The sequence below is a fragment of the Stenotrophomonas sp. 2YAF26 genome (assembly GCF_052114625.1).
Taxonomy (GTDB): Bacteria; Pseudomonadota; Gammaproteobacteria; order Xanthomonadales; family Xanthomonadaceae; genus Stenotrophomonas; species Stenotrophomonas indicatrix.
Window position 1 is genome coordinate 18530 of sequence record NZ_JBFRFC010000026.1, and the last position, 24039, is coordinate 42568.

At 66.6% G+C, this 24039-nt stretch carries 21 protein-coding genes and 1 pseudogene; 4 read left to right on the top strand and 18 right to left on the bottom strand.

What is annotated here, in order from left to right; translation table 11 throughout:
• Positions 1-35: 35 nt before the first annotated feature.
• The 3 genes from smeF to smeD all read right to left on the bottom strand — a co-directional run bounded on the left by smeF (position 36) and on the right by smeD (position 5866).
• A complete protein-coding gene (smeF, locus tag AB4Y98_RS19745) occupies positions 36-1436 on the bottom strand; it encodes a multidrug efflux RND transporter outer membrane subunit SmeF (RefSeq protein ID WP_442244996.1) in 1401 nt (466 codons plus the stop codon).
• A gap of 110 nt (positions 1437-1546) precedes the next feature.
• On the bottom strand, positions 1547-4672 hold the full coding sequence (smeE, locus tag AB4Y98_RS19750; protein WP_080149814.1) for a multidrug efflux RND transporter permease subunit SmeE: 3126 nt from the start codon (positions 4670-4672) through the stop codon (positions 1547-1549).
• Positions 4673-4684: 12 nt separating this feature from the next.
• On the bottom strand, positions 4685-5866 hold the full coding sequence (smeD, locus tag AB4Y98_RS19755; RefSeq protein ID WP_089236968.1) for a multidrug efflux RND transporter periplasmic adaptor subunit SmeD: 1182 nt from the start codon (positions 5864-5866) through the stop codon (positions 4685-4687).
• 226 nt (positions 5867-6092) lie between these two features.
• Between smeD and smeT the strand changes: the two genes are divergently transcribed.
• The gene (smeT, locus tag AB4Y98_RS19760; RefSeq protein ID WP_312108198.1) at positions 6093-6752 is read left to right on the top strand and encodes an efflux transporter SmeDEF transcriptional repressor SmeT; all 660 of its coding nucleotides are present in this window, start codon (positions 6093-6095) and stop codon (positions 6750-6752) included.
• Positions 6753-6883: 131 nt separating this feature from the next.
• On the opposite strand, the gene hslU is transcribed toward smeT, so the two are convergent.
• The 9 genes from hslU to AB4Y98_RS19805 form a co-directional block, all read right to left on the bottom strand.
• Positions 6884-8260 carry an ATP-dependent protease ATPase subunit HslU gene (gene hslU, locus AB4Y98_RS19765; protein ID WP_025877282.1) on the bottom strand — a complete coding sequence of 459 codons (1377 nt, stop codon included), beginning with the start codon at positions 8258-8260 and terminating at the stop codon, positions 6884-6886.
• A 103-nt stretch (positions 8261-8363) separates the two neighbouring features.
• Complete coding sequence (hslV, locus tag AB4Y98_RS19770; protein WP_025877284.1) at positions 8364-8915, bottom strand: ATP-dependent protease subunit HslV; 552 nt, start codon at positions 8913-8915, stop codon at positions 8364-8366.
• A gap of 74 nt (positions 8916-8989) precedes the next feature.
• A complete protein-coding gene (locus AB4Y98_RS19775) occupies positions 8990-9190 on the bottom strand; it encodes a DUF3079 domain-containing protein (RefSeq protein WP_025877286.1) in 201 nt (66 codons plus the stop codon).
• Between the two features lie 77 nt (positions 9191-9267).
• Entirely contained in the window at positions 9268-10161 is an 894-nt protein-coding gene (gene xerC / locus AB4Y98_RS19780) for a tyrosine recombinase XerC (RefSeq protein ID WP_442244997.1), read from the bottom strand.
• Between the two features lie 16 nt (positions 10162-10177).
• Entirely contained in the window at positions 10178-10852 is a 675-nt protein-coding gene (locus tag AB4Y98_RS19785) for a DUF484 family protein (protein WP_100462415.1), read from the bottom strand.
• The gene (dapF, locus tag AB4Y98_RS19790) at positions 10849-11700 is read right to left on the bottom strand and encodes a diaminopimelate epimerase (protein WP_223496618.1); all 852 of its coding nucleotides are present in this window, start codon (positions 11698-11700) and stop codon (positions 10849-10851) included. Before dapF ends, AB4Y98_RS19785 begins: the two co-directional genes overlap by 4 nt.
• On the bottom strand, positions 11693-11932 hold the full coding sequence (gene lptM / locus AB4Y98_RS19795; protein WP_442244998.1) for an LPS translocon maturation chaperone LptM: 240 nt from the start codon (positions 11930-11932) through the stop codon (positions 11693-11695). The genes dapF and lptM overlap by 8 nt, the downstream gene beginning before the upstream one ends.
• Positions 11933-12061: 129 nt before the next feature.
• Positions 12062-12484 (bottom strand): YbaN family protein, encoded by a 423-nt coding sequence (locus tag AB4Y98_RS19800; RefSeq protein WP_165378132.1) that lies wholly within the window; start codon positions 12482-12484, stop codon positions 12062-12064.
• A gap of 56 nt (positions 12485-12540) precedes the next feature.
• Positions 12541-14673, bottom strand: a complete 2133-nt coding sequence (locus AB4Y98_RS19805) for a S9 family peptidase (RefSeq protein WP_442244999.1) — start codon at positions 14671-14673, stop codon at positions 12541-12543.
• A 151-nt stretch (positions 14674-14824) separates the two neighbouring features.
• Here AB4Y98_RS19805 and AB4Y98_RS19810 point away from each other — a divergent pair.
• Positions 14825-15946, top strand: a pseudogene (locus AB4Y98_RS19810) (pyridoxal phosphate-dependent aminotransferase); the annotation flags it as partial.
• Positions 15947-16063: 117 nt separating this feature from the next.
• Here AB4Y98_RS19810 and AB4Y98_RS19815 read toward each other — a convergent pair.
• On the bottom strand, positions 16064-18160 hold the full coding sequence (locus AB4Y98_RS19815) for a prolyl oligopeptidase family serine peptidase (protein WP_223496624.1): 2097 nt from the start codon (positions 18158-18160) through the stop codon (positions 16064-16066).
• Between the two features lie 69 nt (positions 18161-18229).
• Positions 18230-18547: a hypothetical protein gene (locus tag AB4Y98_RS19820; RefSeq protein WP_032976554.1), complete on the bottom strand. Its 318-nt coding sequence runs from the start codon at positions 18545-18547 to the stop codon at positions 18230-18232.
• Positions 18548-18673: 126 nt separating this feature from the next.
• Here AB4Y98_RS19820 and AB4Y98_RS19825 point away from each other — a divergent pair, with 126 nt between their 5' ends.
• Complete coding sequence (locus AB4Y98_RS19825) at positions 18674-19273, top strand: lipocalin family protein (protein ID WP_025877305.1); 600 nt, start codon at positions 18674-18676, stop codon at positions 19271-19273.
• On the opposite strand, the gene AB4Y98_RS19830 is transcribed toward AB4Y98_RS19825, so the two are convergent.
• From AB4Y98_RS19830 to AB4Y98_RS19840, 3 genes are all read right to left on the bottom strand, one after another.
• Positions 19206-19997 carry a methionine ABC transporter permease gene (locus AB4Y98_RS19830; protein ID WP_442245000.1) on the bottom strand — a complete coding sequence of 264 codons (792 nt, stop codon included), beginning with the start codon at positions 19995-19997 and terminating at the stop codon, positions 19206-19208. The genes AB4Y98_RS19825 and AB4Y98_RS19830 overlap by 68 nt on opposite strands.
• The gene (locus AB4Y98_RS19835; protein ID WP_230112552.1) at positions 19994-21001 is read right to left on the bottom strand and encodes a methionine ABC transporter ATP-binding protein; all 1008 of its coding nucleotides are present in this window, start codon (positions 20999-21001) and stop codon (positions 19994-19996) included. Before AB4Y98_RS19835 ends, AB4Y98_RS19830 begins: the two co-directional genes overlap by 4 nt.
• 179 nt (positions 21002-21180) lie before the next feature.
• Positions 21181-22077, bottom strand: a complete 897-nt coding sequence (locus AB4Y98_RS19840) for a DMT family transporter (protein ID WP_025877311.1) — start codon at positions 22075-22077, stop codon at positions 21181-21183.
• Between the two features lie 83 nt (positions 22078-22160).
• On the opposite strand from AB4Y98_RS19840, the gene AB4Y98_RS19845 reads away from it, so the two are divergent.
• Positions 22161-22643, top strand: a complete 483-nt coding sequence (locus AB4Y98_RS19845; protein WP_025877313.1) for a YajQ family cyclic di-GMP-binding protein — start codon at positions 22161-22163, stop codon at positions 22641-22643.
• Between the two features lie 38 nt (positions 22644-22681).
• Here AB4Y98_RS19845 and AB4Y98_RS19850 read toward each other — a convergent pair whose 3' ends face one another.
• The gene (locus AB4Y98_RS19850) at positions 22682-23776 is read right to left on the bottom strand and encodes a helix-turn-helix domain-containing protein (protein WP_442245001.1); all 1095 of its coding nucleotides are present in this window, start codon (positions 23774-23776) and stop codon (positions 22682-22684) included.
• Positions 23777-24039 lie beyond the last annotated feature (263 nt).

Genomic DNA, 24039 nt, shown 5'->3' on the forward strand with positions numbered 1-24039 from the left:
TGCCGGCCAGCGGCCGSCACTACCGGTCTGCGCGCTTACCCGCGCTCGTGCCAGCCGCCGCCCAGCACCTTGTACAGCGTGATGCGGTTGGCCTGCTGCGCCAGCTGTGTCTGCAGCTGGCTCTGCTGCGCGTTGTAGGCAGTACGACGTGCATCCAGCAGGGTGACGAAGCTGTCCAGGCCCGCGTCATAGCGCGCCTGCGACAGGCGGTTGGCCTGCTCGGCCGCTTCCACCAGGCGCTGCTGCGAGGCCGCCTGTTCATCCAGGCTGACATTCAATGCCAGCGCATCGGCGGTTTCGCGGAAACCACTCTGGATCGACTTTTCGTACTGCGCCAGCGCGATATCGCGGTCGGCGTTGGCCACGGCCAGGTTCGCGCGCAGCTTGCCACCCTGGAAGATCGGCAAGGTGATCTTCGGCAGGAAGCTCCACATCCGCGTACCGCTGTCGAACAGGCCGGACAATTCACCAGAGCCACTGCCGATGCTGCCGGTCAGCGAGATGCTGGGGAAGAACGCAGCGCGTGCGGCACCGATGTTGGCATTGGCGGCCAGCAGCTGATGCTCCGCCGCCATGATGTCCGGGCGCTGCAGCAGCACGTCGCTGGGCAGGCCGGCCGGCGGTGGCGCCAGCGCAAGCACCTGCGGCGCGATGCTGTCCGGCAGCAGCGCAGGATCCAGCTGGCCACCGGCCAGCAGCGCCAGCGCGTTGCGGTCCTGCGCCAGCTGCCCACGCAAACGCGCGGCATCGGTGCGCGCGGTTTCCACCAGGGTGCGGGTCTGAGTCAGTTCCAACCCCGAACTGCCACCGCGCTCATGGCGTGCTTCGGCCAGGCGCAGCGAATCCTCATAGGTTTTCACCGTTGCCTCGGCGATCGCCAGACGCTGCTGGTCGGCGCCGTAGGTCAACCAGGCGGTGGCGGTCTCGGCCACCAAGCTCAGCTGCGCGTTGCGGCGGTTGGCGGCTACAGCGAAGTACTGCTGCAGCGCGGCTTCGCTCAGGTTGCGCACGCGGCCGAACAGGTCCAGTTCGAACTCGGCCACGCCGACACCCGCACTGAACTGCTCGGTCACCGGCACGTCGCCACCGCGGCGGTCCATCTGCCCGGTCACGGCCACGCCCGGTACGCGGTCTGCGCGCTGCACGCGATACTGGCCACGCGCCTTTTCGACGTTGAGCACGGCCACGCGCAGGTCGCGGTTGTTGTCCAGCGCCTGGCCGATCACCTGCTGCAGGCGCTCGTCGGTGAAGAAGTCGCGCCAGCCGACCGCGGCTGCATCGGCCACTTCGCCCTGCGCGGCTTCAGCCGGCCACTGCGACGGAATGGCCGGGGCCACTGCGGTGTTCTTCGGCGCCAGGGTGCCGCAGCCGGCAAGCGCCAGTGCCGCAGCGATGGAGAGGAACAGAGATGCACTTTTCATTGGAATGACTTCCATCGGTACTGCCGGATGGCAGGAGGTAGTGCCGGCCGCTGGCCGGCAACCTCATTGGATTCACATCAAGCGAGCAGCAGCTGCCGGCCAGCGGCCGGCACTACCGTTTCGAATCAGCTGGTGGCGTTGCGCTTCTTGAACACGCGCTGCACCACGACGAAGAACAGCGGCACGAAGAACACGCCGAGTACAGTGCCGACCACCATTCCACCGAGCACGCCGGTGCCGATCGCCTGCTTGGCGCCGGAGCCGGCACCGCTGGAGATCGCCAGCGGCAGCACGCCCATGCCGAAGGCCAGCGAGGTCATGATGATCGGGCGCAGACGGTCGCGGACCGCGTGCATCGTCGCTTCGATCAGCCCCGCGCCCTTCTCCAGATGCTCCTTGGCGAACTCGACGATCAGGATCGCGTTCTTGCTGGTCAGGCCTACCGTGGTCAGCATCGCCACCTGGAAATAGATGTCGCGCTCCATGCCACGGAAGGTGTTGGCCAGCACCGCACCGAGAATGCCCAGCGGCGCCACCAGCAGCACCGAGGTCGGCACGCTCCAGCTTTCGTACAAGGCGGCAAGGCACAGGAACACGATCATCAGCGACAGCGTGTACAGCAGCGGCGTCTGCGAGCCCGCCTGGCGTTCCTGATAGGACATCGCCGTCCACTCGACACCGAAGCCCGCCGGCAACTGCTTGGCCAGCTGTTCGATCTCGGCCATGGCATCACCGGATGCCACGCCCGGGGCCGGTTCACCCTGGATTTCGGTGGCCGACACGCCGTTGTAGCGTTCCAAGCGCGGCGAGCCGTAGTCCCAGTGCTTGCTGGCGAAGGCGCTGAACGGAACCATCTCGCCCTTGTCGTTCTTCACCGACCAGAGATCGAAGTCCTCCGGCACCATGCGGAACGGTTGGTCAGCCTGCACGAACACGCGCTTGACGCGACCGCGATCGATGAAGTCATCGATGTACGAGCTGCCCCACGCGGTGGCCAGGGTGGTGTTGACCTGGTCGATCGACAGGCCCAGCGAGCTGGCCTTGGCCACATCGATATCGATGCGGAACTGCGGGGTGTCTTCCTGGCCGTTCGGTCGCACGTTGGCCAGCTTCTTGCTGCCGGCCGCCAGGCCCAGCAGCTGGTTGCGCGCCGCCAACAATGCCTCGTGGCCCTGGCCGCTGTTGTCCTTCAGGAAGAAGGTATAGCCGGAAGCCGTACCCAGTTCCGGAATGGCCGGCGGCGGGAAGGCAAAGATGAAGGCATCCTTGATCTGCCCCAGTGCGGCCATCGCACGTCCGGTGATCGGCATCACGCCGTTGTCGGCGTCACGATCCTTCCAGTCCTTCAGCTTGACGAAGGCCATGCCCGCGTTCTGGCCCATGCCGGCGAAGCTGAAGCCCTGCACCGAGAACACCGATTCGACGGCACCTTTCTCGTTTTCCATGAAGTGCTTTTCGAGCGCAGCGATCGATTCCAGCGTGCGCTCCTGGGTCGCGCCCACCGGTGCCTGCACCAGCGCCATCAGCACGCCCTGGTCTTCGTTGGGCAGGAACGAGCTGGGCAGGCGCACGAACAGCACGCCCATCAGCAGGAACAGCGCAGCCACGATGCCCATGAACCGCCACGGGCGATGCAGGATGCCGCGCACGCCGCGCTGGTAGCTCTCGCTGGTGCGGTCGAAGCCACGGTTGAAGCCGTTGAAGAAGCGACCGGCGAAACCGCGGTGGGCGACATGGTGCTCACCCTTCTTCAGCGGCTTGAGCATGGTCGCGCACAGCGCCGGCGTCAGTACGATCGCGACCAGCACCGACAATGCCATCGCCGACACGATCGTCGCCGAGAACTGCCGGTAGATCACACCGGTGGAGCCGCTCATGAAGGCCATCGGCACGAACACCGCCGACAGCACCAGGCCGATACCCACCAGCGCGCCGGTGATCTGGCTCATCGACTTGCGGGTGGCTTCCAGCGGCGACAGGCCCTCTTCGGACATGATGCGCTCGACGTTCTCCACCACCACGATGGCATCGTCCACCAGCAGGCCGATGGCCAGCACCATCGCGAACATGGTCAGCATGTTCACCGAGAAGCCCAGCACCGACAGCACGCCGAAGGTACCCAGCAGCACCACCGGTACGGCGATGGTCGGGATCAGCGTGGCACGGAAGTTCTGCAGGAACAGGTACATCACCACGAACACCAGCACGATTGCTTCGAGCAGGGTCTGCACCACGCCCTTGATCGACACGCGCACGAACGGGGTGGTGTCGTACGGGATCTCGGCCTTCAGGCCGGCCGGGAAGAAGCCTTCCAGTTCCTTCAGGGTTTCATCGACACCGGCAGCGGTATCCAGCGCGTTGGCGCCGGTGGCCAGGGTGACCGCCAGGCCGCTGGCCGGCTGACCGTTGTAGCGGGTGACGAAGTCGTACGACTCGGCACCAAGTTCGACGCGGGCAACGTCGCCCAGGCGCAGTTCTGCACCGTCCTGCGCGCCGCGCACGATGATGTTGCGGAACTGTTCCGGGGTCTGCAGGCGCGACTGCGCGTTGATGGTGGCGTTGAGCTGCTGGCCCTTCACCGACGGCGCACCACCCAGCTGGCCGATGGCCACCTGCGCGTTCTGTGCCTTCACCGCAGCAACCACTTCCGGCACCGACATGCCGTAGGTGTGCAGCTTGTTCGGGTCCAGCCAGATGCGCATGGCGTACTTGCCACCGAACACCTGGATGTTGCCCACGCCCGGGACGCGGCTGAGACGGTCCACGACATTGGAACCGACGTAGTCGGCGATGTCGTTGGCATCCATGCTGCCATCTTCGGACACGAACGCGATGACGTTCAGGAAGCCCGAGCTGGACTTGGCCACGTTGATGCCCTGCCGCTGCACTTCCTGCGGCAGCAGTGGCATCGCCAGCTGCAGCTTGTTCTGCACCTGCACCTGGGCGATGTCGGGGTTGGTCCCGCTCTCGAAGGTCAGGGTGATGGTGGCCTGGCCGTTGGACGAGCTGTTGGAGGAGAAGTAGATCAGGCCATCAAGGCCCTTCATGTTCTGCTCGATGATCTGCGTCACCGAGTCTTCGACCACCTTGGCCGAAGCACCCGGGTAGCTGGCGCTGATTTCCACCGCCGGCGGTGCGACGTTGGGGTACATCGAGATCGGCAGCTTGAACAGGGCCAGGCCGCCGGCGAGCATGATGATGATCGCGATGACCCACGCGAAGATGGGTCGATCGATGAAGAAACGTGCCATGGGGTTCTCCGCTTACTTCGCGCCTGCGGCCGCAGCTGCAGGTTGGGCGGCGGCCGGCTTGGCCGGGGCGACGCCCTGTTCGGTGGCGTTCACGGGCATGCCCGGGCCGATTTTCTGCAGGCCTTCGACGATGACCTTGTCACCGGCCTTCAGGCCGTCCTCGACCAGCCACTTGTCGCCGACGGTGCGGCTGACCTTGACCGGGCGCACTTCGACCTTGTTGTCCTTGCCGACCACCATCGCGCTGGTATCGCCCTTCGGATCGCGGGCGATGCCCTGCATCGGCACCAGCACCGCATCGCTGCGCACACCGCCGCCGATCACCGCGCGCACGTACATGCCCGGCATCAGCAGGCCGTCGGGGTTGTCGACCTTGACCCGCAGCGCGAAGCTGCCGGTGGCCGGATCGACGCTGACTTCGGAGAACTCCAGCGTGCCCTTGTGTTCGAAGGTGCTGCCGTCTTCCATCAGGATGCTGACCGGTGTCTGCTGGTTGTCCTGCAGGCGGCCGGCGGCCAGTTCGCGGCGCAGCTGCAGCAGCTCGGCCGAGGACTGGGTGAGGTCGACGTAGATCGGGTCCAGCTGCTGCACGGTCGCCAGCGCAGTTGCCTGGCCGGCGCTGACCAGCGCGCCCTGGGTGACGCTGGACTTGCCGATGCGGCCGCTGATCGGCGCGGTGATGCGCGCATAACCGAGGGTCACGTTGGCGGCATCCAGTGATGCCTTGGCGGCGCCGACATCGGCCTCGGCCTGCTTCTGCGCGGCCACGGCGTTTTCCAGATCCTGCTGGCTGACCGCGTCGACCTTGGCCAGCTCGGTGATGCGCTTGGCACTCAGCCGCGCCGCATTGGCGGTGGCTTCGGCGCGGGCCAGCTGTGCACGCGCACTGTTGGCCTGGGCGCGGTAGCTGGCGTCCTCGATCTGGTACAGCGGCTCGCCGGCCTTGACCATCCCACCCTCGGTGAACAGGCGCTTGGCGACGATGCCATTGACCTGCGGGCGCACTTCGGCCACCAGGAAGGCATTGGTGCGGCCCGGCAGCTCACGGGTCAGCCCGACGGTCTCGGACTTCAGCGTGACCACGCTGACCTGGCCCGGTCCCTGTTCGGGCGCCTGGGGTTGGCCGCCGCAGGCAGCGACGGTGGCAGCGATCGCCAGCGACAACGCGAAGGGTCGGATTCGGCTCAGCAACATGATGGGAATGGCTCTTGAAGGGAGGGATCTCAGCAGGGGCTGACAAGGCGCCCCCTCTCCTTGCTGGAGGGAAGGCCGCTCGGACAGCGCCCACCCGGGTGGAGTGGGAGCCAGGACGGCCTGCCACGCACACGACGGGAATGATGGGAGGGAAATATACATACATGCGTGTTTGTTTGTAAACCGGTACAATTCAGCCACGTTTCACCTGCACTCGTACCCGCTCATGGCCCGCAAGACCAAAGAGGACACCCAGGCAACCCGTGAAGGCATCCTGGATGCCGCCGAAGCCTGTTTCCACGAACACGGTGTGGCCCGGACCACGCTGGAGATGATCGGTGCCCGCGCCGGCTACACCCGCGGCGCTGTGTACTGGCATTTCAAGAACAAGGGCGAGGTGCTGACCGCGATCGTCGAGCGGGTGCACCTGCCCTTCATGCAGGAGCTGGAGCGCACCTCCACCGACCAGCGCGACACGCCGATACATGACCTGCGCGCGGTGATGATCCACTCGTTCATCGAGCTGTCCGAGGACGAGCGCCTGCGCAAGACCATGGAAATCATGCTGCGCAGCGATGCCTCGGCCGACACCAGGGTGCTGACCGAACTGCAGCAGAGCGGCTTCCGCGATGCCCTGGACCGCATGGAACGCGCCCTGCGCCGTGCCCAGGACCTGGGCCAGCTGCGTGACGGCGCCGACCCGAAGATCGCCGCGCGCATGCTGCACGCCACCGTGCTCGGCGTGCTGCACGGGGCGATGGTCGAACCGGACCTGATGGACCTCAAGCGCGACGGCATGCTGGCGCTGGACATGACCCTGGCCGCCTACGTGAAGGAAGGCGTGTTCGTACCGGGTTCGGTGCCGGAGCCGCTGCCGGACCGGTAGGCGCCGACCCTGGTCGGCGGGCCGACCATGGCGCGACGGGCGCGTCCGCGTGCCGACCAAGGTCGGCACCTACCGGAGGCGATCGCCGCAACGAAAAAGGCCGCCTTTCGGCGGCCTTTTCGCATTCCCGGTTACAGGATGTAACGGCTCAGGTCCGGGTCCTGCACCAGTTCACCCAGGTGCGCATCGACATAGGCACTGTCGATGGCCAGGGTTTCACCATCGCGGTCCGGTGCTTCATAGCTGAGCGAATCCAGCAGGCGCTCCAGCACGGTATGCAGGCGGCGCGCACCGATGTTCTCCTGGCGCTCGTTCACCTGGAAGGCGATCTCGGCCAAACGGTCGATGGCATCGGTAGTGAAGCTGACCTTGACGCCTTCGGTAGCCAGCAGCGCTTCGTACTGCTTGGTCAGCGCGGCCTTGGGTTCGGTCAGGATGCGCACGAAATCAGCCTTGCTCAGCGCACCCAGCTCCACGCGGATCGGGAAGCGGCCCTGCAGCTCAGGGATCAGGTCGCTTGGCTTGGCCAGGTGGAACGCGCCCGATGCGATGAACAGGATGTGGTCGGTCTTGATCGTGCCGTACTTGGTGGACACGTTGGAACCTTCCACCAGCGGCAGCAGATCTCGCTGCACGCCTTCGCGCGAGACATCACCGCCACCCACGTTGTCACCTCGCTTGGCGACCTTGTCGATCTCGTCGATGAACACGATGCCGTGCTGCTCGCAGGCTTCGATCGCGGCAGTGCGGATATCGTCCTCGTTGACCAGCTTGCCGGCTTCTTCTTCCTGCAGCAGCGGGCGCGCAGCCTTGATGGTCAGCGTGCGCTTGTGCGCCTTGGCGCCACCACCGAGGTTGGCGAACATCGACTTCAGCTGCTGGCCCATTTCCTCCATGCCCGGGGGGGTCATGATGTCCATGCTGACGTTGGCGGTCAGGTCGAGCTCGATTTCGCGATCGTCCAGTTCGCCGTTGCGCAGCATCTTGCGGAACTTGATGCGGGTCTCGTTGTCCTGCGCCGACGGTTCGTTGCGTGCCGCTTCCGGGTCGAAGCCGATACCACCGCTGCGGCGTGGCAGCAGCGCGTCGAGGATGCGGTCTTCGGCGCGTTCTTCGGCCTGCGTGCGCACGCGCACCTTGGCCTGCTCGCGGTACAGCTTGACGGCGGTATCGGCCAGGTCACGGATGATCTGCTCGACATCCTTGCCGACATAGCCGACTTCGGTGAAGCGGGTCGCTTCGACCTTCACGAACGGCGCGTTGGCCAGCGTGGCCAGGCGGCGCGCGATCTCGGTCTTGCCGACGCCGGTCGGGCCGATCATCAGGATGTTCTTGGGCATGACCTCGTTGCGCAGCTCGGGCTGCAGCTGCATGCGGCGCCAGCGGTTGCGCAGGGCGATGGCGACCGCGCGCTTGGCGTCATGCTGGCCGACGATGTGCCGGTCCAGCTCCTGCACGATCTCGCGCGGGGTCATGGTGGCGGAGGAAACTTCGATCTTGTGCGGCATGGGTGTGCTCACGGATTCAATGTTGGTAGTGCCGGCCGCTGGCCGGCAACCAGGCACGCGTGTCTGGGCTGATCGGGTTGCTGGCCAGCGGCCGGCACTACCCTCACAGCTCTTCGACCACCACGTTGCGGTTGGTGTAGATGCAGATGTCACCGGCGATGTTGATCGCTTCGCTGGCGATGGTGCGTGCGTCCAGTTCGGTGTGCGCCATCAGCGCGCGTGCAGCGGACAGCGCATACGAACCACCGGAACCGATGGCGATGATGCCGTCCTCCGGCTCGATCACGTCGCCGGTGCCGCTGATGATCAGCGAGGTTTCCTTGTCGGCCACCGCCAGCAGGGCTTCGAGCTTGCCGAGGCGGCGCTCGGTGCGCCAATCCTTGGCCAGTTCCACCGCGGCACGCTGCAGCTGGCCATGCTTCTCCAGCTTGGCTTCGAACAGCTCGAACAGGGTGAAGGCATCGGCGGCGGCACCGGCAAAGCCGGCCAGCACCTGGCCATCGCGGCCAAGGCGGCGGACCTTGCGTGCGTTGCCCTTCATCACCGTGTGGCCGAGGGTGACCTGGCCGTCGCCGGCAATGGCCACGTGCTCGCCGCGACGAACGCAGACGATGGTGGTGGCGTGGAAAACGGTGGGATTCTGACTGGGGTCCATGCGGCCTCCGATAGCTGTTCACGGGACATGGGGACAGCCGCCGAAGCGATCAAGCCCGTACCGATAGCTGCCGTTCAGCGCTTGGCATGCGATGGCCGGTCCGGATTGGGCTCGATGCCCCACGCCACGTACCAGTCCTCACCTTGCGTCTCGATCGGGTGCTGGGTGCGGCCCGAGCCGTTGCCACAGGCCAGTGCGTCGGCGGCGCAGTAACGGTCGCAGCCCCAGCAGATGCGCTCGGGGTGCTTGGGACGCAGCGGAATGGGCTTTGCCATGGTCGGCATCTCTTCGTGGCCTGCGGCCACGATGCACCGGTCGCAGCTATGCTGCCCTGACTGAAATCAAGACGGCGCTATTCAGGCTTTCCGCTCTTGTCGCTGCGGCGTTTCGCGCGCGGATGCGCCGCATCGTAGACCTTGGCCAGGTGCTGGAAATCCAGGTGGGTGTAGATCTGCGTGGTGGCGATGTCGGCATGGCCGAGCAGTTCCTGCACACCGCGCAGGTCACCGGAGGATTCCAGGATGTGGCTGGCGAAACTGTGCCGCAGCATGTGCGGGTGCACGTGCTTGAACAGGCCTTGGCGCTGGGCCAGCTGACGGATGCGGATCTGTACCGCGCGCTGGCTGATCGGCCCGTTGCGACCAGGAAAAACCGGTGTGGCGGCACCACCGCCGCTTTCGCTGCGCCAGGTCAGAAGCGCTTCGCGTGCCGGCTTTCCGAACGGGACGCGACGTTGCCGGTTGCCCTTGCCCATCACGTTGACCAGGCCACTGGCGAAATCCAGATCGCGCCAGGTCAGCGCGCAGACTTCGCTCAAGCGCAGGCCGGAGGAATAGAACAGTTCCAGCAGCGCGCGGTCACGACGACCCAGCTCGCCTTCCGGTTCCAGTTCAACCAGCTGCACGGCCTCGTCGGCATCGAGTACCTGTGGCAGCCGTCGTGGCGCACGGGGTGCCTTCAGCGTCGCCGCCGGGCTGGCCTCGATACGGCCATGCTTGAGCAGCCAGGCATAGAAGCTGCGGCAGGCCGACAGCCTGCGCTGCAGGCTCTTGGCCGACAGGCCGCGGCGGTGTTCATCGGCAACGAACTGGCGCAACGCGTCGGCATTCAGTGCCTCCACGGCCACCCCGCGGGGTTCGGCCCACACCGACAACGCGTCCAGGTCGCGGCGATAGGCATCGAGCGTATGCGCCGACATCCGCCGCTCCACCTGCAGGTGCTGCAGGAACGCCTGCACCGCGCTCATCGTCGTCGTTTCCCGCTCAATCCGCGAAGCGCTTGAGCCCGGTCACCAGGGCCTCGCCCATCATCCGCAGGAACAGCGTGCCCATGCCGGGATAGAAGCGGTTCGGATCATGGCTGCCCACCGCGATCAGGCCGACGCCCGGCAACGGCAGCAGCGCGGTGGTCTGCACTTCCTCGCTGCGCGCGCCGTACAGCACGGCGTTCTTGTCGCTCTGCAGGCGGCCACAGATCGGCTCACCATCCTTCAGGCAGTCGCGGAACGGGCCCAGCTGCGCATCATCGGCAGCCAGCACCTGCAGCCATTCGGCCTGCTCCAGTCCGGCCACCGGCGCATGCACGACCAGCCGCACCAGATCGCCTGCGAAGTCTTCCTGCAGCGACGCCGCCATCGCGCGCAGCGTATCGGCGGCGTTGTCCTGCTTCATCAGGGCCAGGGTGAGCTGATGCGTGCGCACCGCCAGCCGCTCGTTGACCTGCGCGGTCGCGCCCAGGTCGGCCAACCGTCGCGCCAGCTCGCGGTTCTTCTCGCGCAGCACTTCCAGCTGGTAGCTCGCCAGCGATGCGGTCGGGCCGTCATCGCGTGGCACCACCAGGGTCAGCGCCAGGTCCGGGAACTGCTTGAGGAAGCCCGGATGGCGCCGCAACCAGGCCGCGACTTCATGGGCACCGAGCTTGTCGACGGTCTCAGTCATGCAATCCACTCCCCTTCGAAGACGAATGCGGTGGGGCCCGCCATCACCACCGGCTGGCCATCGCCCGGCCACTGGATGCGCAGGTCGCCACCAGGCAGGCTGATGCGAGCATCGCGCTGCAGTCGGCCGCGCTGCATCAGGGTCACGGCGGCAGCGCAGGCGCCACTGCCGCAGGCCAGGGTTTCACCCACGCCGCGCTCGAACACGCGCAGGCGCGCATGTTCCGGGCCCATCACCTGGGCAAAGCCCACGTTCACTGACTTCGGGAACGAGGCATGCTGCTGCAGCAGTCCACCCACGCGCTCAACCGGTGCAGCGTCGACCAGGCCGACTTCGATCACCGCGTGCGGATTGCCCATCGACACCGCCGCGAAGCGCACGGTCTCACCCTGCAGTGGCAGCAGGTATTCCTCGCGCGGGTGGGCGAAGCCGATCAGCGGCACCTGCGCCGGATCGAACAGCGGCACGCCCATCGCCACCGCGTACTGGCCATCGCCGAGGACATCCACGGCGTGGCTGGCCAGCGGGCTGTCGATCACGAAGCGATCGCCCTGCGCACTACCCTCGCGCACCAGCCAGGCAGCGATGCAGCGCGCGCCGTTGCCACACTGCTCTGAATTGGAACCATCGGCGTTCCAGATGCGGTACGAGGCAACGGAGCCTTCGGCGCGCGGTGGCTCGACGGTCAGGATCTGGTCGCAGCCGACGCCGGTATGGCGATCGGCCAGGCGCGCGGCCAGTTCCGGGGTGGGCGGCGGGGTGCCGTCGCGCAGGTCGATCACTACGAAATCGTTGCCCGCGCCGTGCATCTTGCTGAAGCGCAGGCCGTTGGAAACCGCCTTACTCATTCCCGTCGTCCAGCTTCTTGACAGGGTCCGGGGTCACCGACGGACTACCGTCGCGGGGATCCTGGGTGGCAGCGGGCGTGGTGTCGGCATCGGTGGCCGGTTCGACGGTTTCTTCCACCGGCACCGGCTTCTGCGGCAGCACCAGCGGGCCCTTGTTGCCGCATGCGGCGAGGAACAGCAGCGAGGCCGCTGCCAGCGGAATCAGGATGACATTGCGATGGGGGATGTTCATGCCCCGAGTATAGCCATTGGCGGCTGAGCGGTTGGTGCAGGATGCGGGGCCACGCATCCGCCAGGCATGACCCGGCGCTACCGCAACCCGGCACCCTTGGCAGCGCTGGGCCGTGCCCGGCGGGAGAGATCAATCTGCCGGCGGCAGCGGCCGGGTCCACAGCCAGATCGCGACCACGGTCATGCTGCCGATGGAGAACCACTTCACCCAGGCCACCGGCACGCACCACAGCATGATGCCGGCGCACACTGCCATGGTGATCGTGGCCATCCATTTGCCGTAGCGGCTGACCGCACCATGTGCCTGCCAGTTGGCAATGGCCGGGCCGAAGCGCGGGTGCTGCAGCAGCCAGCCGTGCAGCCGCTCGGAGCCGCGCGAGGCGGCCCAGGCCGAGATCAGGATGAATACGGTGGTGGGCAGCCCCGGCACGAAAATGCCGACGATGCCGGTGCCCAGGCTGGCATAGGCCAGCAGCCACCACGCCCAACGGAACCGCACCGGCCGGGTGGGCGCTGGCAGGTCCTTGGTGGCGGGCGGTTCGGGCAGGCTCATCGCGCAAGGATACCGAGCGCAGGTGGCGGCGGCGATATCACCGCCGCCACGTTGCGTCATTCCGTCGCAGCGCCGGCAGCGGGCGCTTCGATGCCCAGCTGCTGCAGCACGAACGCATACGACTCGGACAGTTCGCGGTAACGCTGGAAGCGGCCGGACTTGCCGCCGTGGCCGGCTTCCATGTTGGTGCGGAACAGGATCGGGAAGTGGCCCGTGTTGTCGTCACGCAGCTTGGCCACCCACTTGGCCGGCTCCCAGTACTGCACCTGCGAATCCCACAGGCCGGTGCCCACGAACAGCGACGGATAGCCCTGCTTTTTCACGTTGTCGTAGGGCGAGTAGGACAGCATGTACTCGTAGTACGGCTTCTGCTCGGGGTTGCCCCACTCGTCGTACTCGTTGGTGGTCAGCGGGATGGTCGGGTCGAGCATGGTGGTGACCACGTCCACGAACGGCACCTGCGCCACCAGCACGCGGTAGTCCTGCGGCGCCTGGTTGGCAATGGCGCCCATCAGCAGGCCACCGGCGCTGCCACCGGACGCGGCAACACGGTCCTTCGCCGCCCAGCCCTGTGCCACCAGGCCACGGGTGACGTCGATGAAGTCGTTGAAGGTGTTCTGCTTGTGCAGCAGCTTGCCGTTCTCGTACCAGTCGCGGCCCATTTCCTGGCCACCGCGGATGTGGGCGATGGCGTACACCACGCCACGGTCGAGCAGGCTCACCGCGGTCTGGTTGAAGTAGGGGTCCATCGACATGCCGTAGCTGCCGTAGGCGTACTGGAACAGCGCGCCGGTGCCATCCCTCTTGTAGCCCTTGCGATAGACCAGCGACACCGGCACCTTCACCCCGTCGCGCGCGGTGATCCACACCCGGTCGGTCTCGTACTTCGAGGCGTCATAGCCGATCACCGGCTGCTGCTTCAGCTGGCGACGCTCACCGGTGGCGGTGTTCAGTTCGTACACTGTGGTCGGCGTGGTCATCGAGGTGTACACGTAGCGCAGCCACGTGGTGTCAGCCTCGGTGTTGTCGCCCAGGCCCATCGAATAGGCCGGTTCGTCGGCCTTTACGTAGTCGTTGCGGCCGTCCTTGAACAGCAGCCGGATGCGCTCCAGGCCTTCGGAACGTTCGGCGATGGCGGTGTAGGTATCGAACAGTTCGAAGCCTTCGATGAACACTGCATCGTCATGGGCGATCCAGTCCTTCCACTGTGYGCGCGAGGTGGCGTCGGTCGGTGCGGTCACCAGCTTGAAGTTCTTCGCACCATCATTGGTGCGGATCACCCAGCGGCCGTCGTAGTGGTCGGCGTCGTACTCCACGTCGCGCTGGCGCGGGGCGAGCACGGTGAACGTGGTCGGGTCGCTGGCCGGCGCGTAGCGCTCTTCGGAGGACACGGTGCTGTGCACGCCGATGGTGATGAATCGATCGTCGCGGGTGCGGCCGATGCCCATGTAGAAGCTGTCGTCCTTCTCTTCGTAGACGACGGTGTCGGCGCTGGCCGGGGTGCCCAGCACGTGCTTCTTCACCCGCACGGTCAGCAGGGTTTCCGGATCGTTCTCGACATACAGCACGGTGCGGTTGTCGTCGGCCCAGACCAGGTCACCGGAGGTGCCGGTGATCGTGTCCGGCAGCACCGCGCCGGTACGCAGGTCCTTGAAGCGGATGACGTACTGGCGGCGACCCACGTCATCGTCGGCCCAGGCCAGCAGCTGGTTGTCCTGGCTGACCTCCATCGAGCCGACGCTGAAATAGCCCTTGCCGGCAGCCATCGTGTTGACGTTGAGCAGGACCTCTTCCGGCGCGTCCATGCTGGCCTTGCGGCGCGCATGGATGGGATAGTCCTGGCCGGTCTCGTAGCGGCTGTAGTACCAGTAGCCGCGCTCGCGCGCCGGAACGCTGGCATCGTCCTGCTTGATGCGGCCGACGATCTCGCCGTACAGCGCATCCTCCAGCGGCTTCAGCGGTGCCAGCAGCTGGTCGGCGTAGGCGTTCTCGGCCTGCAGGTAGGCCAGCATGGCCTTGTCCTCACGCTTGTCGTCGCGCAGCCAGTAATAGTCATCGTTGCGGGTCGCGCCGAACGGCGCCTTGACCACGTGCGGACGCTTCTCAACATCCGGCGGAACGGGCGGGGTGGCGGCGGTAGCGGTGCTGGTCATCAGGCTCGCAAGCAACAGGCAGAGAGTGGATTTCATGAAATAAGGCTCCTTGATCGGCAATGCAATGGCGTCCTTGCGCCTGAGTCTGGGTGGCAGGAGGGCTGCGGGCAACCCTGCGGATCGTCATGGACGCGCGGGGTAGTGCCGGCCGCTGGCCGGCAACCGCAACAGACTGTTCATTCCGAGGATGTCCCTGCTGGCCCGCGCGCAGGCGCTGGAACAGGCCGGTCACGATGTGATCCATCTGGAGATCGGCGAGCCGGACTTCACCACCGCCGAGCCGGTCGTGCGGGCCGGCCAGGCGGCGCTGGCCGCCGGCCACACCCGCTACACCGCCGCACGCGGCCTACCGGCCCTGCGCCAGGCGATCAGCGGTTTCTATCGCAGCCACTACGGCCTGGATATCGACCCCGAACGCATCCTGGTCACGCCCGGCGGCTCCGGCGCGCTGCTGCTGGCCAGCAGCCTGCTGGTCGACCCCGGCCGCCACTGGCTGCTGGCCGATCCCGGGTATCCGTGCAACCGCCACTTCCTGCGGCTGGTGGAAGGCGGCGCGCAGCTCGTTCCGGTGGGACCCGAAACGGCCTACCAGCTGACCCCTTCGCTGGTGCAGCAGCACTGGAACGCCGACAGCGTTGGTGCACTGGTGGCATCGCCGGCCAATCCCACCGGCACCGTGCTGTCAGCCGATGAACTGGCGACCCTCTCGGCTTCGCTGCATGCGCGCGGCGGCCACCTGGTGGTCGACGAGATCTATCACGGCCTGACCTACGGCCTGGATGCTGCGAGCGTGCTGCAGGTGGATGACAGCGCGTTCGTGCTGAACAGCTTCTCCAAGTACTTCGGCATGACCGGCTGGCGACTGGGTTGGCTGGTGGCGCCGCCAGCGGCGGTACCCGACCTGGAGAAGCTGGCGCAGAACCTGTACATCAGCGCTTCGAGCATCGCCCAGCACGCGGCCCTTGCCTGTTTCAGCGAGGAGGCGATGGCGATCTTCGAGCAGCGCCGCCAGGCCTTCCAGCAGCGCCGCGACTTCCTGCTGCCGGCCCTGCGCGAACTGGGCTTCCGCATCGAAGTGGAACCGCAGGGTGCGTTCTACCTGTACGCCGACGTCAGCGCGTTCACCGACGACGCGCAGGCGTTCTGCGCGCACTTCCTGGAAACCGAACATGTGGCGTTCACCCCGGGCCTGGATTTCGGCTTCCATCGATCGAACCAGCACGTACGCCTGGCCTACACCCAGGAAGTACCACGGTTGCAGGAGGCGGTGGAGCGTATCGCGCGCGGGTTGAAAAGCTGGGGCGGGTGACCCGGTAACGTCCAAGGCATCCACGCATGGCGTGGATCTGCTGGCCCAGCGCACGCCGTGCGTGGATTCGCACACCCCAACGAAAAACGCCGCCCGAGGGCGGCGTTTTTCATTTCATCATTTACCGCCCAACCGCTCCCACAGGAAGCTGTAGGCCAGTGCGGACATGTGCGCGGCCTGCGCGTTGTTGGCTGCACCGCCATGACCGCCTTCGATGTTCTCGTAGTAGGTCACGTCCTTGCCGGCCTCGATCATCTTCGCGGCCATCTTGCGGGCGTGGCCCGGATGCACGCGGTCATCGCGGGTGGAGGTGGTGAACAGCACCGGCGGGTAGCTCTTCTTCGCGTCGAACAGGTGGTACGGCGAGAAGGTCTTGATGAACTCCCAGTCGCTGGTATCCGGGTTGCCGTACTCGGCCATCCACGACGCGCCGGCCAGCAGGTGGCTGTAACGCTTCATGTCCAGCAGCGGAACCTGCACCACCACCGCACCGAACAGCTCCGGGTACTGGGTCAGCATGTTGCCGGTGAGCAGGCCACCGTTGCTGCCGCCCTGCACGCCCAGGTGCTTGGCAGAAGTGATCTTGCGGGTAACAAGGTCCTGGGCAACCGCAGCCATGTCTTCATAGGCCTTGTGACGGTTCTGCTTCAGCGCCGCCTGGTGCCAGCGCGGGCCGTACTCGCCACCACCACGGATGTTGGCAACCACGTACACGCCGCCCTTTTCCAGCCAGGCGCGGCCCATGCCACCCGAGTACGACGGGGTCAGCGAAATCTCGAACCCACCGTAGCCGTACAGCAGGGTCGGATTGGAACCGTCGAGCTTCATCGCCTTGTCGTGCACCACGAAGTACGGCACGCGGGTACCGTCCTTGCTGGTAGCGAAGTGCTGCTCGATCACCTTGCCGTCGGCATCGAAGAACGCCGGCATGGTCTTGAGCACTTCCGGTGCCTTGCCGATGTCGGCAATGGCCAGGGTGGTCGGGGTCAGGTAATCGGTGGCGGTCAGCCACACCGCATCGCTGTCATTGCTGTCGACCGCACTGACGCCCAGGGTGCCGAAGGCTGGTGCGCCGACGAAATCGCTCTTCTGCCAGCCCTTGGCAGTCGGGGTCAGCACCGACAGGCGGTTCTTGACGTCGTCCAGCACGTTCAGCACCAGGTGGTTCTTGGTCCACGAGGCACTGGCCAGCGAGGTGGTCGCGGTCGGGGTGAACAGCACCTCGAAGTCACGCTTGCCGGCCAGGAAATCATCCAGCTTGGTCACCAGCAGTGCGCCGGAGGCGTAGGTCTTGCCACCCACGGTCCACGGATCGCGCAGTTCCAGGGTCAGCCACTGCTTGTGCAGGCCCTTCTCGGCCGAGTTCGGCGCATCGATCCTGGTCAGCTTGCCATCGTCGCCGCGCAGGTAGATCTCGTTGTTGTAGAAGGCCAGCGTACGGCTGACCAGGTTGCGCTCGAAGCCCGGGGTGTCATCGTGCATCGCCGCGATGTACATGTCTTCCGGCTTGCCTTCGTAGACCAGGCTGGCGGCGGACATCGGCGTGCCACGCTTCCACAGCTTGGCCACGCGCGGGTAACCGGAGGTGGTCATCGAGCCGCTGCCGAAATCGGTGTAGACGAACACGGTGTCGCGGTCGATCCAGCTCAGGCCGCCCTTCGATTCGGGACGGAAAAAGCCGTCCTTGATCCAGCTCTTGCTGGCCAGGTCGAACTCGCGGGTGACATCGGCGTCGGCACCGCCGCGCGACAGCGCGATCAGGCAGCGGCTGTAATCCGGACGCAGGCAGTCAGCGCCGTGCCAGACCCAGTTCTCGTTTTCGGCCTTGTTCAGCGCATCCAGGTCGAGCACGGTTTCCCAGGTCGGCGAGGCCTTGCGGTACTCGGCCAGGGTGGTGCGACGCCACAGGCCACGCTCGTGCTGCTTGTCCTTCCAGAAGTTGTAGTAGTAATCGCCGATCTTCTGCACGCCGGGAATCTTGGCGTCCGAGTCGAGCACCTCGCGGATGCTGCTCTCCATCTGCTTGAAGGCCGGGGTCTGCGCCAGGCGCGCCTCGGACTTGGCGTTCTGTTCCTTGACCCAGGACAACGGCTTGTCGCCGGTGACGTCCTCCAGCCAGGCGTAACGGTCGGTGTCTTCAGCGGCCACGGCGGTACCCACCGAGGCAGCGGTCATCATGCCGGCCAGCAGGCAGGCGGAAGCGAATCGTGACATTGCAGCTCCAGGCAGTCATTAGCCGTGGAACGCTAGCATGGATCACCGGGGCCGCCCCCGTGTCGAAGGTCAGGCCGTGGCGGTGTGCGCCTTGCGCGTACGTGTGGGGGAGCGCCGCCGGGCCTGCCCATGGTCGCGTCGCAGCGAGCGGAGCGCGGCCAGCGTTGGCAACGGGCAGCGCAGCAGTGCCCACCAGGCCGCCAACGGCATGCCGACCAGCCACAGCGGCAGCCAGCCCAGCCAGGCACTGCTGCCGCGCGCGGCCGGCCACACCAGCACCACGGCCAGGCCAGCAAGGGCGAGCTGCGGCACCACCCGCAACAGGCGCGGATCGGCGCGTTCGCTGACGCGTTCAGTTGGCGGGCGGTGGCGGGGACGTGTGCGCATGCGGATTCTCCGGTGGTCGATGGCGGTCAGCTTGGCTGCGGGGCTTCTCACCGGCTGCGACACCATTGACGGATGGCGTGCACACAGTGACCATGCGCGGGCAAGCCCACTGGAGCCCGCTCCCGCATGACCTCGATCCGCCCGCTCTGCGCTGTGTTGCTGGCCCTGTCCCTGGGCGGTCCGGCAGTGGCTGCCAATTCCCCACCGTCGTCCCGCAACAGCGCCGCGGAAGCCTCTGCAGATGGGGTGATCGACCTGCAGCGCTTCATGGGGACCTGGTACGTGATCGGCCGCGTGCCGAACTTCATCGAGCGCGGCCACGTCGCCAGCGTCAACCAGTACGAGCTGCGCGAGGACCACAAGGTCGCCATCACCTATCGCTACCGCGATGGTTTCGGTGAACCGCTGCAGGAAATCCGTGCGCGCGCCAGCGTCGATCCCGACAGTGGCAACCACGGCTGGCGCACCTGGTTCTACCGGGTCGTGCCGACCCATTCGCGGGTGCTGGAAGTGGCGCCGGACTATTCCTGGGCGCTGATCGGCTACCCGGGCCGCGAGATGGCCTGGATCTTCGCCCGCACGCCTGACATGGACAAGGCGCTGTACAAGGACCTGGCCGAACGCCTGCGCGACGAGTACGGGGTGAACACCGATAAGCTCAAGCGCGTGCCGCAGCACGCCGAGCAGGTGGGCAAGCTGGGCTACGAAGTACCGAACGTGCGTTGACCGCACACGGTGGTAGGGCCGGCCGCTGGCCGGCAACTGCACGATGTTTCCCGCGTCCATGAGGCTCGCCGAGCATCTGCAGCAGCTGCACCAGCACCAGCAGCAGGACCACCGTGACCAGCGCCACGTCGGTGTGCGAGCGCTGGTAGCCGTCGCGGAAGGCCAGGTCGCCCAGGCCACCGGAACCGATCGCACCGCCCATCGCAGTGAAGCCGATCAGGGCCACGGTGGTCACCGTCGCACCGGCAATCAGGCCCGGCCGTGCTTCGGGCAGCAGCACGCGGGTGACCAGCTGCCAGGTGGTGGCGCCCATGGCCTGGGTCGCCTCGATCACCCCGCGGTCCACTTCACGCAGGGCGGTTTCCACCAGCCGCGCATAGAACGGTGCAGCGCCGATGACCAGCGGCACGATCGCGCCACGCACGCCCAGCGAGGTGCCCATCATGAACAGGGTCACCGGGATCAGCACGATCATGAGAATGATGAAGGGCACCGAGCGCAGCAGGTTCACCACCAGCGCAAGCACGCCGTAGGCAACCGGCCGGCGTTTCAGCTGTGGCGCACCGAACAGGTACAGCAGCACGCCCAGCGGCAGGCCGATGGCCAGGGTCAGCGGCAGCGAACCGGCCAGCATCAGCAGGGTGTCGATGGTGGCTTGGCCGATGTCGGCCCACTTGCCTGCATCCAGGTGACGGAAAAAGCCGCCAGCGGTGGCGATGATCATCGGCGCAGTTCCTCAACGTGAACGCCGGCGGCCACGAACGCGGCCTGCGCAGCGGACTGATCACCGCCCACCAGGGCGACGATCAGCTGTCCATACGGGGTGTCCTTGATCCGGTCGATACGGCCGGACAGGATGTTGTAGTCGACCCCGGTCTGCCGCGCGACGCTGCCAAGCAGGGGTTCGTAGGTGTCGGCGCCGAGGAAGGTCAGGCGCACGACACGGCCACCGACCGCGTCGAAATCGCGGTGCAGCGTCCCCTCGTCCACCTGCTCCGATTCGCTGACGAAACGGCGGGTGGTCGGGTGCTGCGGGTGCAGGAACACCTTCGTTACCGGGCCGGTCTCGACCAGCTGCCCGGCATCGAGCACGGCCACGCGATCGCAGACACGACGGATCACATCCATCTCGTGGGTGATCAGCACGATGGTCAGGCCCAGTTCGCGGTTGATCTTCGACAGCAGCGCCAGCACCGAGGCGGTGGTCTGCGGGTCCAGCGCGCTGGTGGCCTCATCGCACAGCAGGATCTGCGGACGGGTGGCCAGCGCCCGGGCAATACCCACACGTTGCTTCTGGCCGCCCGACAGCTGCGCGGGATACTTGTCCGCATGCGCCTGCAGGCCCACGGTCTGCAGGAGTTCGGCCACGCGTGCATCGATCTCGGCCTTCGGCGTTCCGGCCAGTTCCAGCGGGAAGGCGACGTTGCCCGTCACCGTGCGCGAGGACAGCAGGTTGAAGTGCTGGAAGATCATGCCGATCCGGCGGCGCAGCGCGCGCAGGCCTTCCGGATCCAACGCGGTGACATCTTCGCCGGCGATCAACAGGCGGCCACCACTGGGCTCCTCCAGGCGGTTGATCATGCGGATCAGCGTCGATTTGCCCGCACCGGAATGGCCGATGATGCCGAACACCTCGCCGGCCTCGATGGTCAGGTCCAGCGGCTGCAGCGCGCTGACTGCGCGGCCGGCAACGGCATAGGATTTGTGCAGGCGCTGGAACTCGATCACGGGATCAGCTCACCGGGAGGGCGATGGAAGGGGGCGTGCAGCCTACCAGCGCCGGCGCTCGCGCGCCCGCGCCATGGGCCAGAATGTTATTCCTTTTGGTTCTAAGTCGCCCGCACCGGCGCATTGGCCGGGGTCGGATCCCCGCAGGGGCTCTGACCCCATTCCCCGGCCAAACCGGTTCAGGGATGGTCCAACGGTTTCGGCGGCTCCTGCCGGTTCACCCGTTCGCGGTGCAGCAGGTACAGGCCCGAGGCGACGATGATCGCCGCGCCCGCCCAGGTGTAGCCATCAGGCAGCTGCCCCCAGAACGCCAGGTCCCAGCCGATCACCCAGACCAGGCCGCTGTACTCCAGCGGCGCGATCATCGAGGCCTCACCCAGCTGGAAGGCCTTGGTCAGTGCGATCTGGCCCAGTGCGCCGGCCAGGCCCATGCCGGCGATCAACGGCGCATGCGCCATCTGCAGCGGCACCCAGCCGGGGATCGCCAGCAGCCCTGCGCCGATGGCCATGATGACCAGGAACCAGACCACCATCGACTGCGAGGTATCGGTGCGGGTCAGCAGGCTGACGGTGATCGCGGCGATGGCATAGGCGGTGGCGGCGGCCAGCACCATCAGGCCCGGCACCGAGATGAAACCGCCCACGCCCGGCCGCAGCACCACCAGCACGCCGACCAGGCCGATGCCGATGGCGACCCAGCGCCGCGGCCCGACCCGCTCGCCCAGCAGCGGCACCGACAGTGCGGCAATCAGCAGCGGCGCGACGAAATAAATGGTGTAGGCGGTGGACAGCGGCAGGTCGCGCAGGGCGAACACGAAGCAGCCGATCATCGCCATGCCCAGCCCGCCGCGCAGCAGGTGCAGCCCCCAGCGGCGCGGGATCAGCGAGCGTGGCCCGGCACTGGCCAGCACCCAGACCAGCACGAAGGGCAGCGACGCCGCGCCACGCAGGAAGGTGACCTGCAGCGAGGGATAGCCGGCCGAGAGCTGCTTCATGCCGGCGTCCATCAGCGAGAAACAGGCGACAGCAGCGACCATCCAGGCCACGGCGCGCGAAGGGGAGCGTTGCACATTCATGGCCCATTATCGCCGACCACGGGCGTTGCCGCCGCGACCGGCGCGATAGAATGGCCGCCACTGATTTCTGCGGAGTAACGCCCATGCCTTCCTTCGACGTTGTGTCCGAAGTCGACACCCACGAACTGACCAATGCGCTCGACCAGGCCAACCGCGAGCTTGCCACCCGTTTCGACTTCAAGGGCGTGGACGCCAAGTTCGAACGAGACGGCGAAGTGATCACCCAGTCCGCGCCGAGCGAGTTCCAGCTCAAGCAGATGAACGACATCCTGCGCGCTCGCCTGGCCGCCCGCAGCATCGACGTGCTCAGCCTGGAATATGGCGACGTGGAAACCAACCTTGCGCAGGCCCGGCAGAAGATCACCGTCAAGCAGGGCATCGAGCAGAAGATCGCCAAGAAGATCGCTGCGGCGCTGAAGGAAGCCAAGCTGAAGGTGGAAACCCAGATCAACGGCGACAAGCTGCGGGTGATGGGCAAGAAGCGCGACGACCTGCAGGACGCCATCGCCGTGCTGAAGGCCGGCAAGTTCGAACTGCCGCTGCAGTTCAACAACTTCCGCGATTGATCGACACCGCGATGTAGCGCCGGCGTCGGTGGCCGGCCTCACTCGCGCAGCAGTTTGTACAGCGTTGTCCGCGAGATGCCGAGCTGGCGTGCGGCGAGGCTGAGGTTGCCTTCGGCGGTATGGGCGGCGCGGCGCGCTGCATCGCGCTGCTGGTCACGCAGTGGCGCCGCCTGCACAGGCGCTGCGGCCGATGCGGACGCTCGGGCCCTTGCAGCGCGCGGCGCCTGCAGATGCTGCAGATGAACTGCACTGCCCTCGCCCAGCCGCACCCGATGCGCGGGACCGGGCTGCAGCAGGCGACGTCGCTGTGCAGCGCTGGCGCCGGCAAACAACGTATCCAGCGAAAGCAACGGCAGCGGCCCGCGCCGTGGCAGACCGAGCAGACGCCGGGCGACGCGGTTGGCGGCAAGCAACTGGCCGTCTTCCTGCACCGCCAACAGGCCCTGCAGCGGTGATGCCAGCCAGCGCGGATCATGCTGCACCGCCAGCAGGTGCACATCGCTGAGCGTGTGCATCAAACGGTTCTCGATGGCCAGCGCCGCCTGCCGGAAATAGCCCTGCAGCAATACCGGATCGCGTTCCCCCAAGCCAGTGATGTCGATCGCACCGCAGACCTGCCCCTGCAGGTCATGCAGCGGCTCACTCAAGCAGAACACGGGGGCAAACCGCTGCAGATAGTGTTCGTTGCCGCGTACCAAGGCGGGCAGGTCGTCGGCCAAGCTGACCGCAGGCGCGGTGGTGCCGATCTCGGCCTCGCCCAACCGCCGTCCCACCTGGATCGGCCGCAGCAGCGGCGCATCTTCCAGGCCATGGGCGCGATGCACGATCACCATGCCCTCGCGGTTGGCGCAGAACATCGTCCATCCCCGCGCACCGAACGCGGCCCACAACTGCTCCAGCTCGGGCTGTACACAACGCGCCAGGCGGCGGTCGTCGCGGGATTCCAAGTGGTGGCCGTTGCCCTGCAACGGCGGGTAGTACGGCTCCTGGTCGGGGCGTACACCGGCCGCATGCGAGCGCTGCCAGGACTGCTGCAACGGCAAAGGAAGCACCGCCAGCGACTGCACATCGCCCTCGGCAAAAGCGGCACGCGCCGCCACCAACTGCTGTTGCCCGACTGTCGTGGCCATCATGCGCGCAGAGTACACCCGTGCACGCCACGCCCGCGTTACGTCCCGACAACGGAGCGTTTCCGTTTCCGTCAGGCATTCATCCACGCATGACATGGATCCATGTGTCGACCAAGGTCGACACCTACCAAGGACAGGCCATGCCATTCCAACAGATTACGGAGATCTGTCGAAGGCGGGGTGGGTCCGGTTGCGGGGGTGTCCGCGGCATGGATGCCGCGGCCAAGCCCCCAAGGACGGGTTTACGGCGTCCCCCGCAACCGGAC

What these genes read in the sequence shown, in the direction of transcription:
- smeF (WP_442244996.1), bottom strand. Translation starts at nt 1,436, where the DNA reads ATGGAAGTCATTCCAATGAAAAGTGCATCTCTGTTCCTCTCCATCGCT.
- smeE (WP_080149814.1), bottom strand. Translation starts at nt 4,672, where the DNA reads ATGGCACGTTTCTTCATCGATCGACCCATCTTCGCGTGGGTCATCGCG.
- smeD (WP_089236968.1), bottom strand. Translation starts at nt 5,866, where the DNA reads ATGTTGCTGAGCCGAATCCGACCCTTCGCGTTGTCGCTGGCGATCGCT.
- smeT (WP_312108198.1), top strand. Translation starts at nt 6,093, where the DNA reads ATGGCCCGCAAGACCAAAGAGGACACCCAGGCAACCCGTGAAGGCATC.
- hslU (WP_025877282.1), bottom strand. Translation starts at nt 8,260, where the DNA reads ATGCCGCACAAGATCGAAGTTTCCTCCGCCACCATGACCCCGCGCGAG.
- hslV (WP_025877284.1), bottom strand. Translation starts at nt 8,915, where the DNA reads ATGGACCCCAGTCAGAATCCCACCGTTTTCCACGCCACCACCATCGTC.
- AB4Y98_RS19775 (WP_025877286.1), bottom strand. Translation starts at nt 9,190, where the DNA reads ATGGCAAAGCCCATTCCGCTGCGTCCCAAGCACCCCGAGCGCATCTGC.
- xerC (WP_442244997.1), bottom strand. Translation starts at nt 10,161, where the DNA reads ATGAGCGCGGTGCAGGCGTTCCTGCAGCACCTGCAGGTGGAGCGGCGG.
- AB4Y98_RS19785 (WP_100462415.1), bottom strand. Translation starts at nt 10,852, where the DNA reads ATGACTGAGACCGTCGACAAGCTCGGTGCCCATGAAGTCGCGGCCTGG.
- dapF (WP_223496618.1), bottom strand. Translation starts at nt 11,700, where the DNA reads ATGAGTAAGGCGGTTTCCAACGGCCTGCGCTTCAGCAAGATGCACGGC.
- lptM (WP_442244998.1), bottom strand. Translation starts at nt 11,932, where the DNA reads ATGAACATCCCCCATCGCAATGTCATCCTGATTCCGCTGGCAGCGGCC.
- AB4Y98_RS19800 (WP_165378132.1), bottom strand. Translation starts at nt 12,484, where the DNA reads ATGAGCCTGCCCGAACCGCCCGCCACCAAGGACCTGCCAGCGCCCACC.
- AB4Y98_RS19815 (WP_223496624.1), bottom strand. Translation starts at nt 18,160, where the DNA reads ATGTCACGATTCGCTTCCGCCTGCCTGCTGGCCGGCATGATGACCGCT.
- AB4Y98_RS19820 (WP_032976554.1), bottom strand. Translation starts at nt 18,547, where the DNA reads ATGCGCACACGTCCCCGCCACCGCCCGCCAACTGAACGCGTCAGCGAA.
- AB4Y98_RS19825 (WP_025877305.1), top strand. Translation starts at nt 18,674, where the DNA reads ATGACCTCGATCCGCCCGCTCTGCGCTGTGTTGCTGGCCCTGTCCCTG.
- AB4Y98_RS19830 (WP_442245000.1), bottom strand. Translation starts at nt 19,997, where the DNA reads ATGATCATCGCCACCGCTGGCGGCTTTTTCCGTCACCTGGATGCAGGC.
- AB4Y98_RS19840 (WP_025877311.1), bottom strand. Translation starts at nt 22,077, where the DNA reads ATGAATGTGCAACGCTCCCCTTCGCGCGCCGTGGCCTGGATGGTCGCT.
- AB4Y98_RS19845 (WP_025877313.1), top strand. Translation starts at nt 22,161, where the DNA reads ATGCCTTCCTTCGACGTTGTGTCCGAAGTCGACACCCACGAACTGACC.
- AB4Y98_RS19850 (WP_442245001.1), bottom strand. Translation starts at nt 23,776, where the DNA reads ATGATGGCCACGACAGTCGGGCAACAGCAGTTGGTGGCGGCGCGTGCC.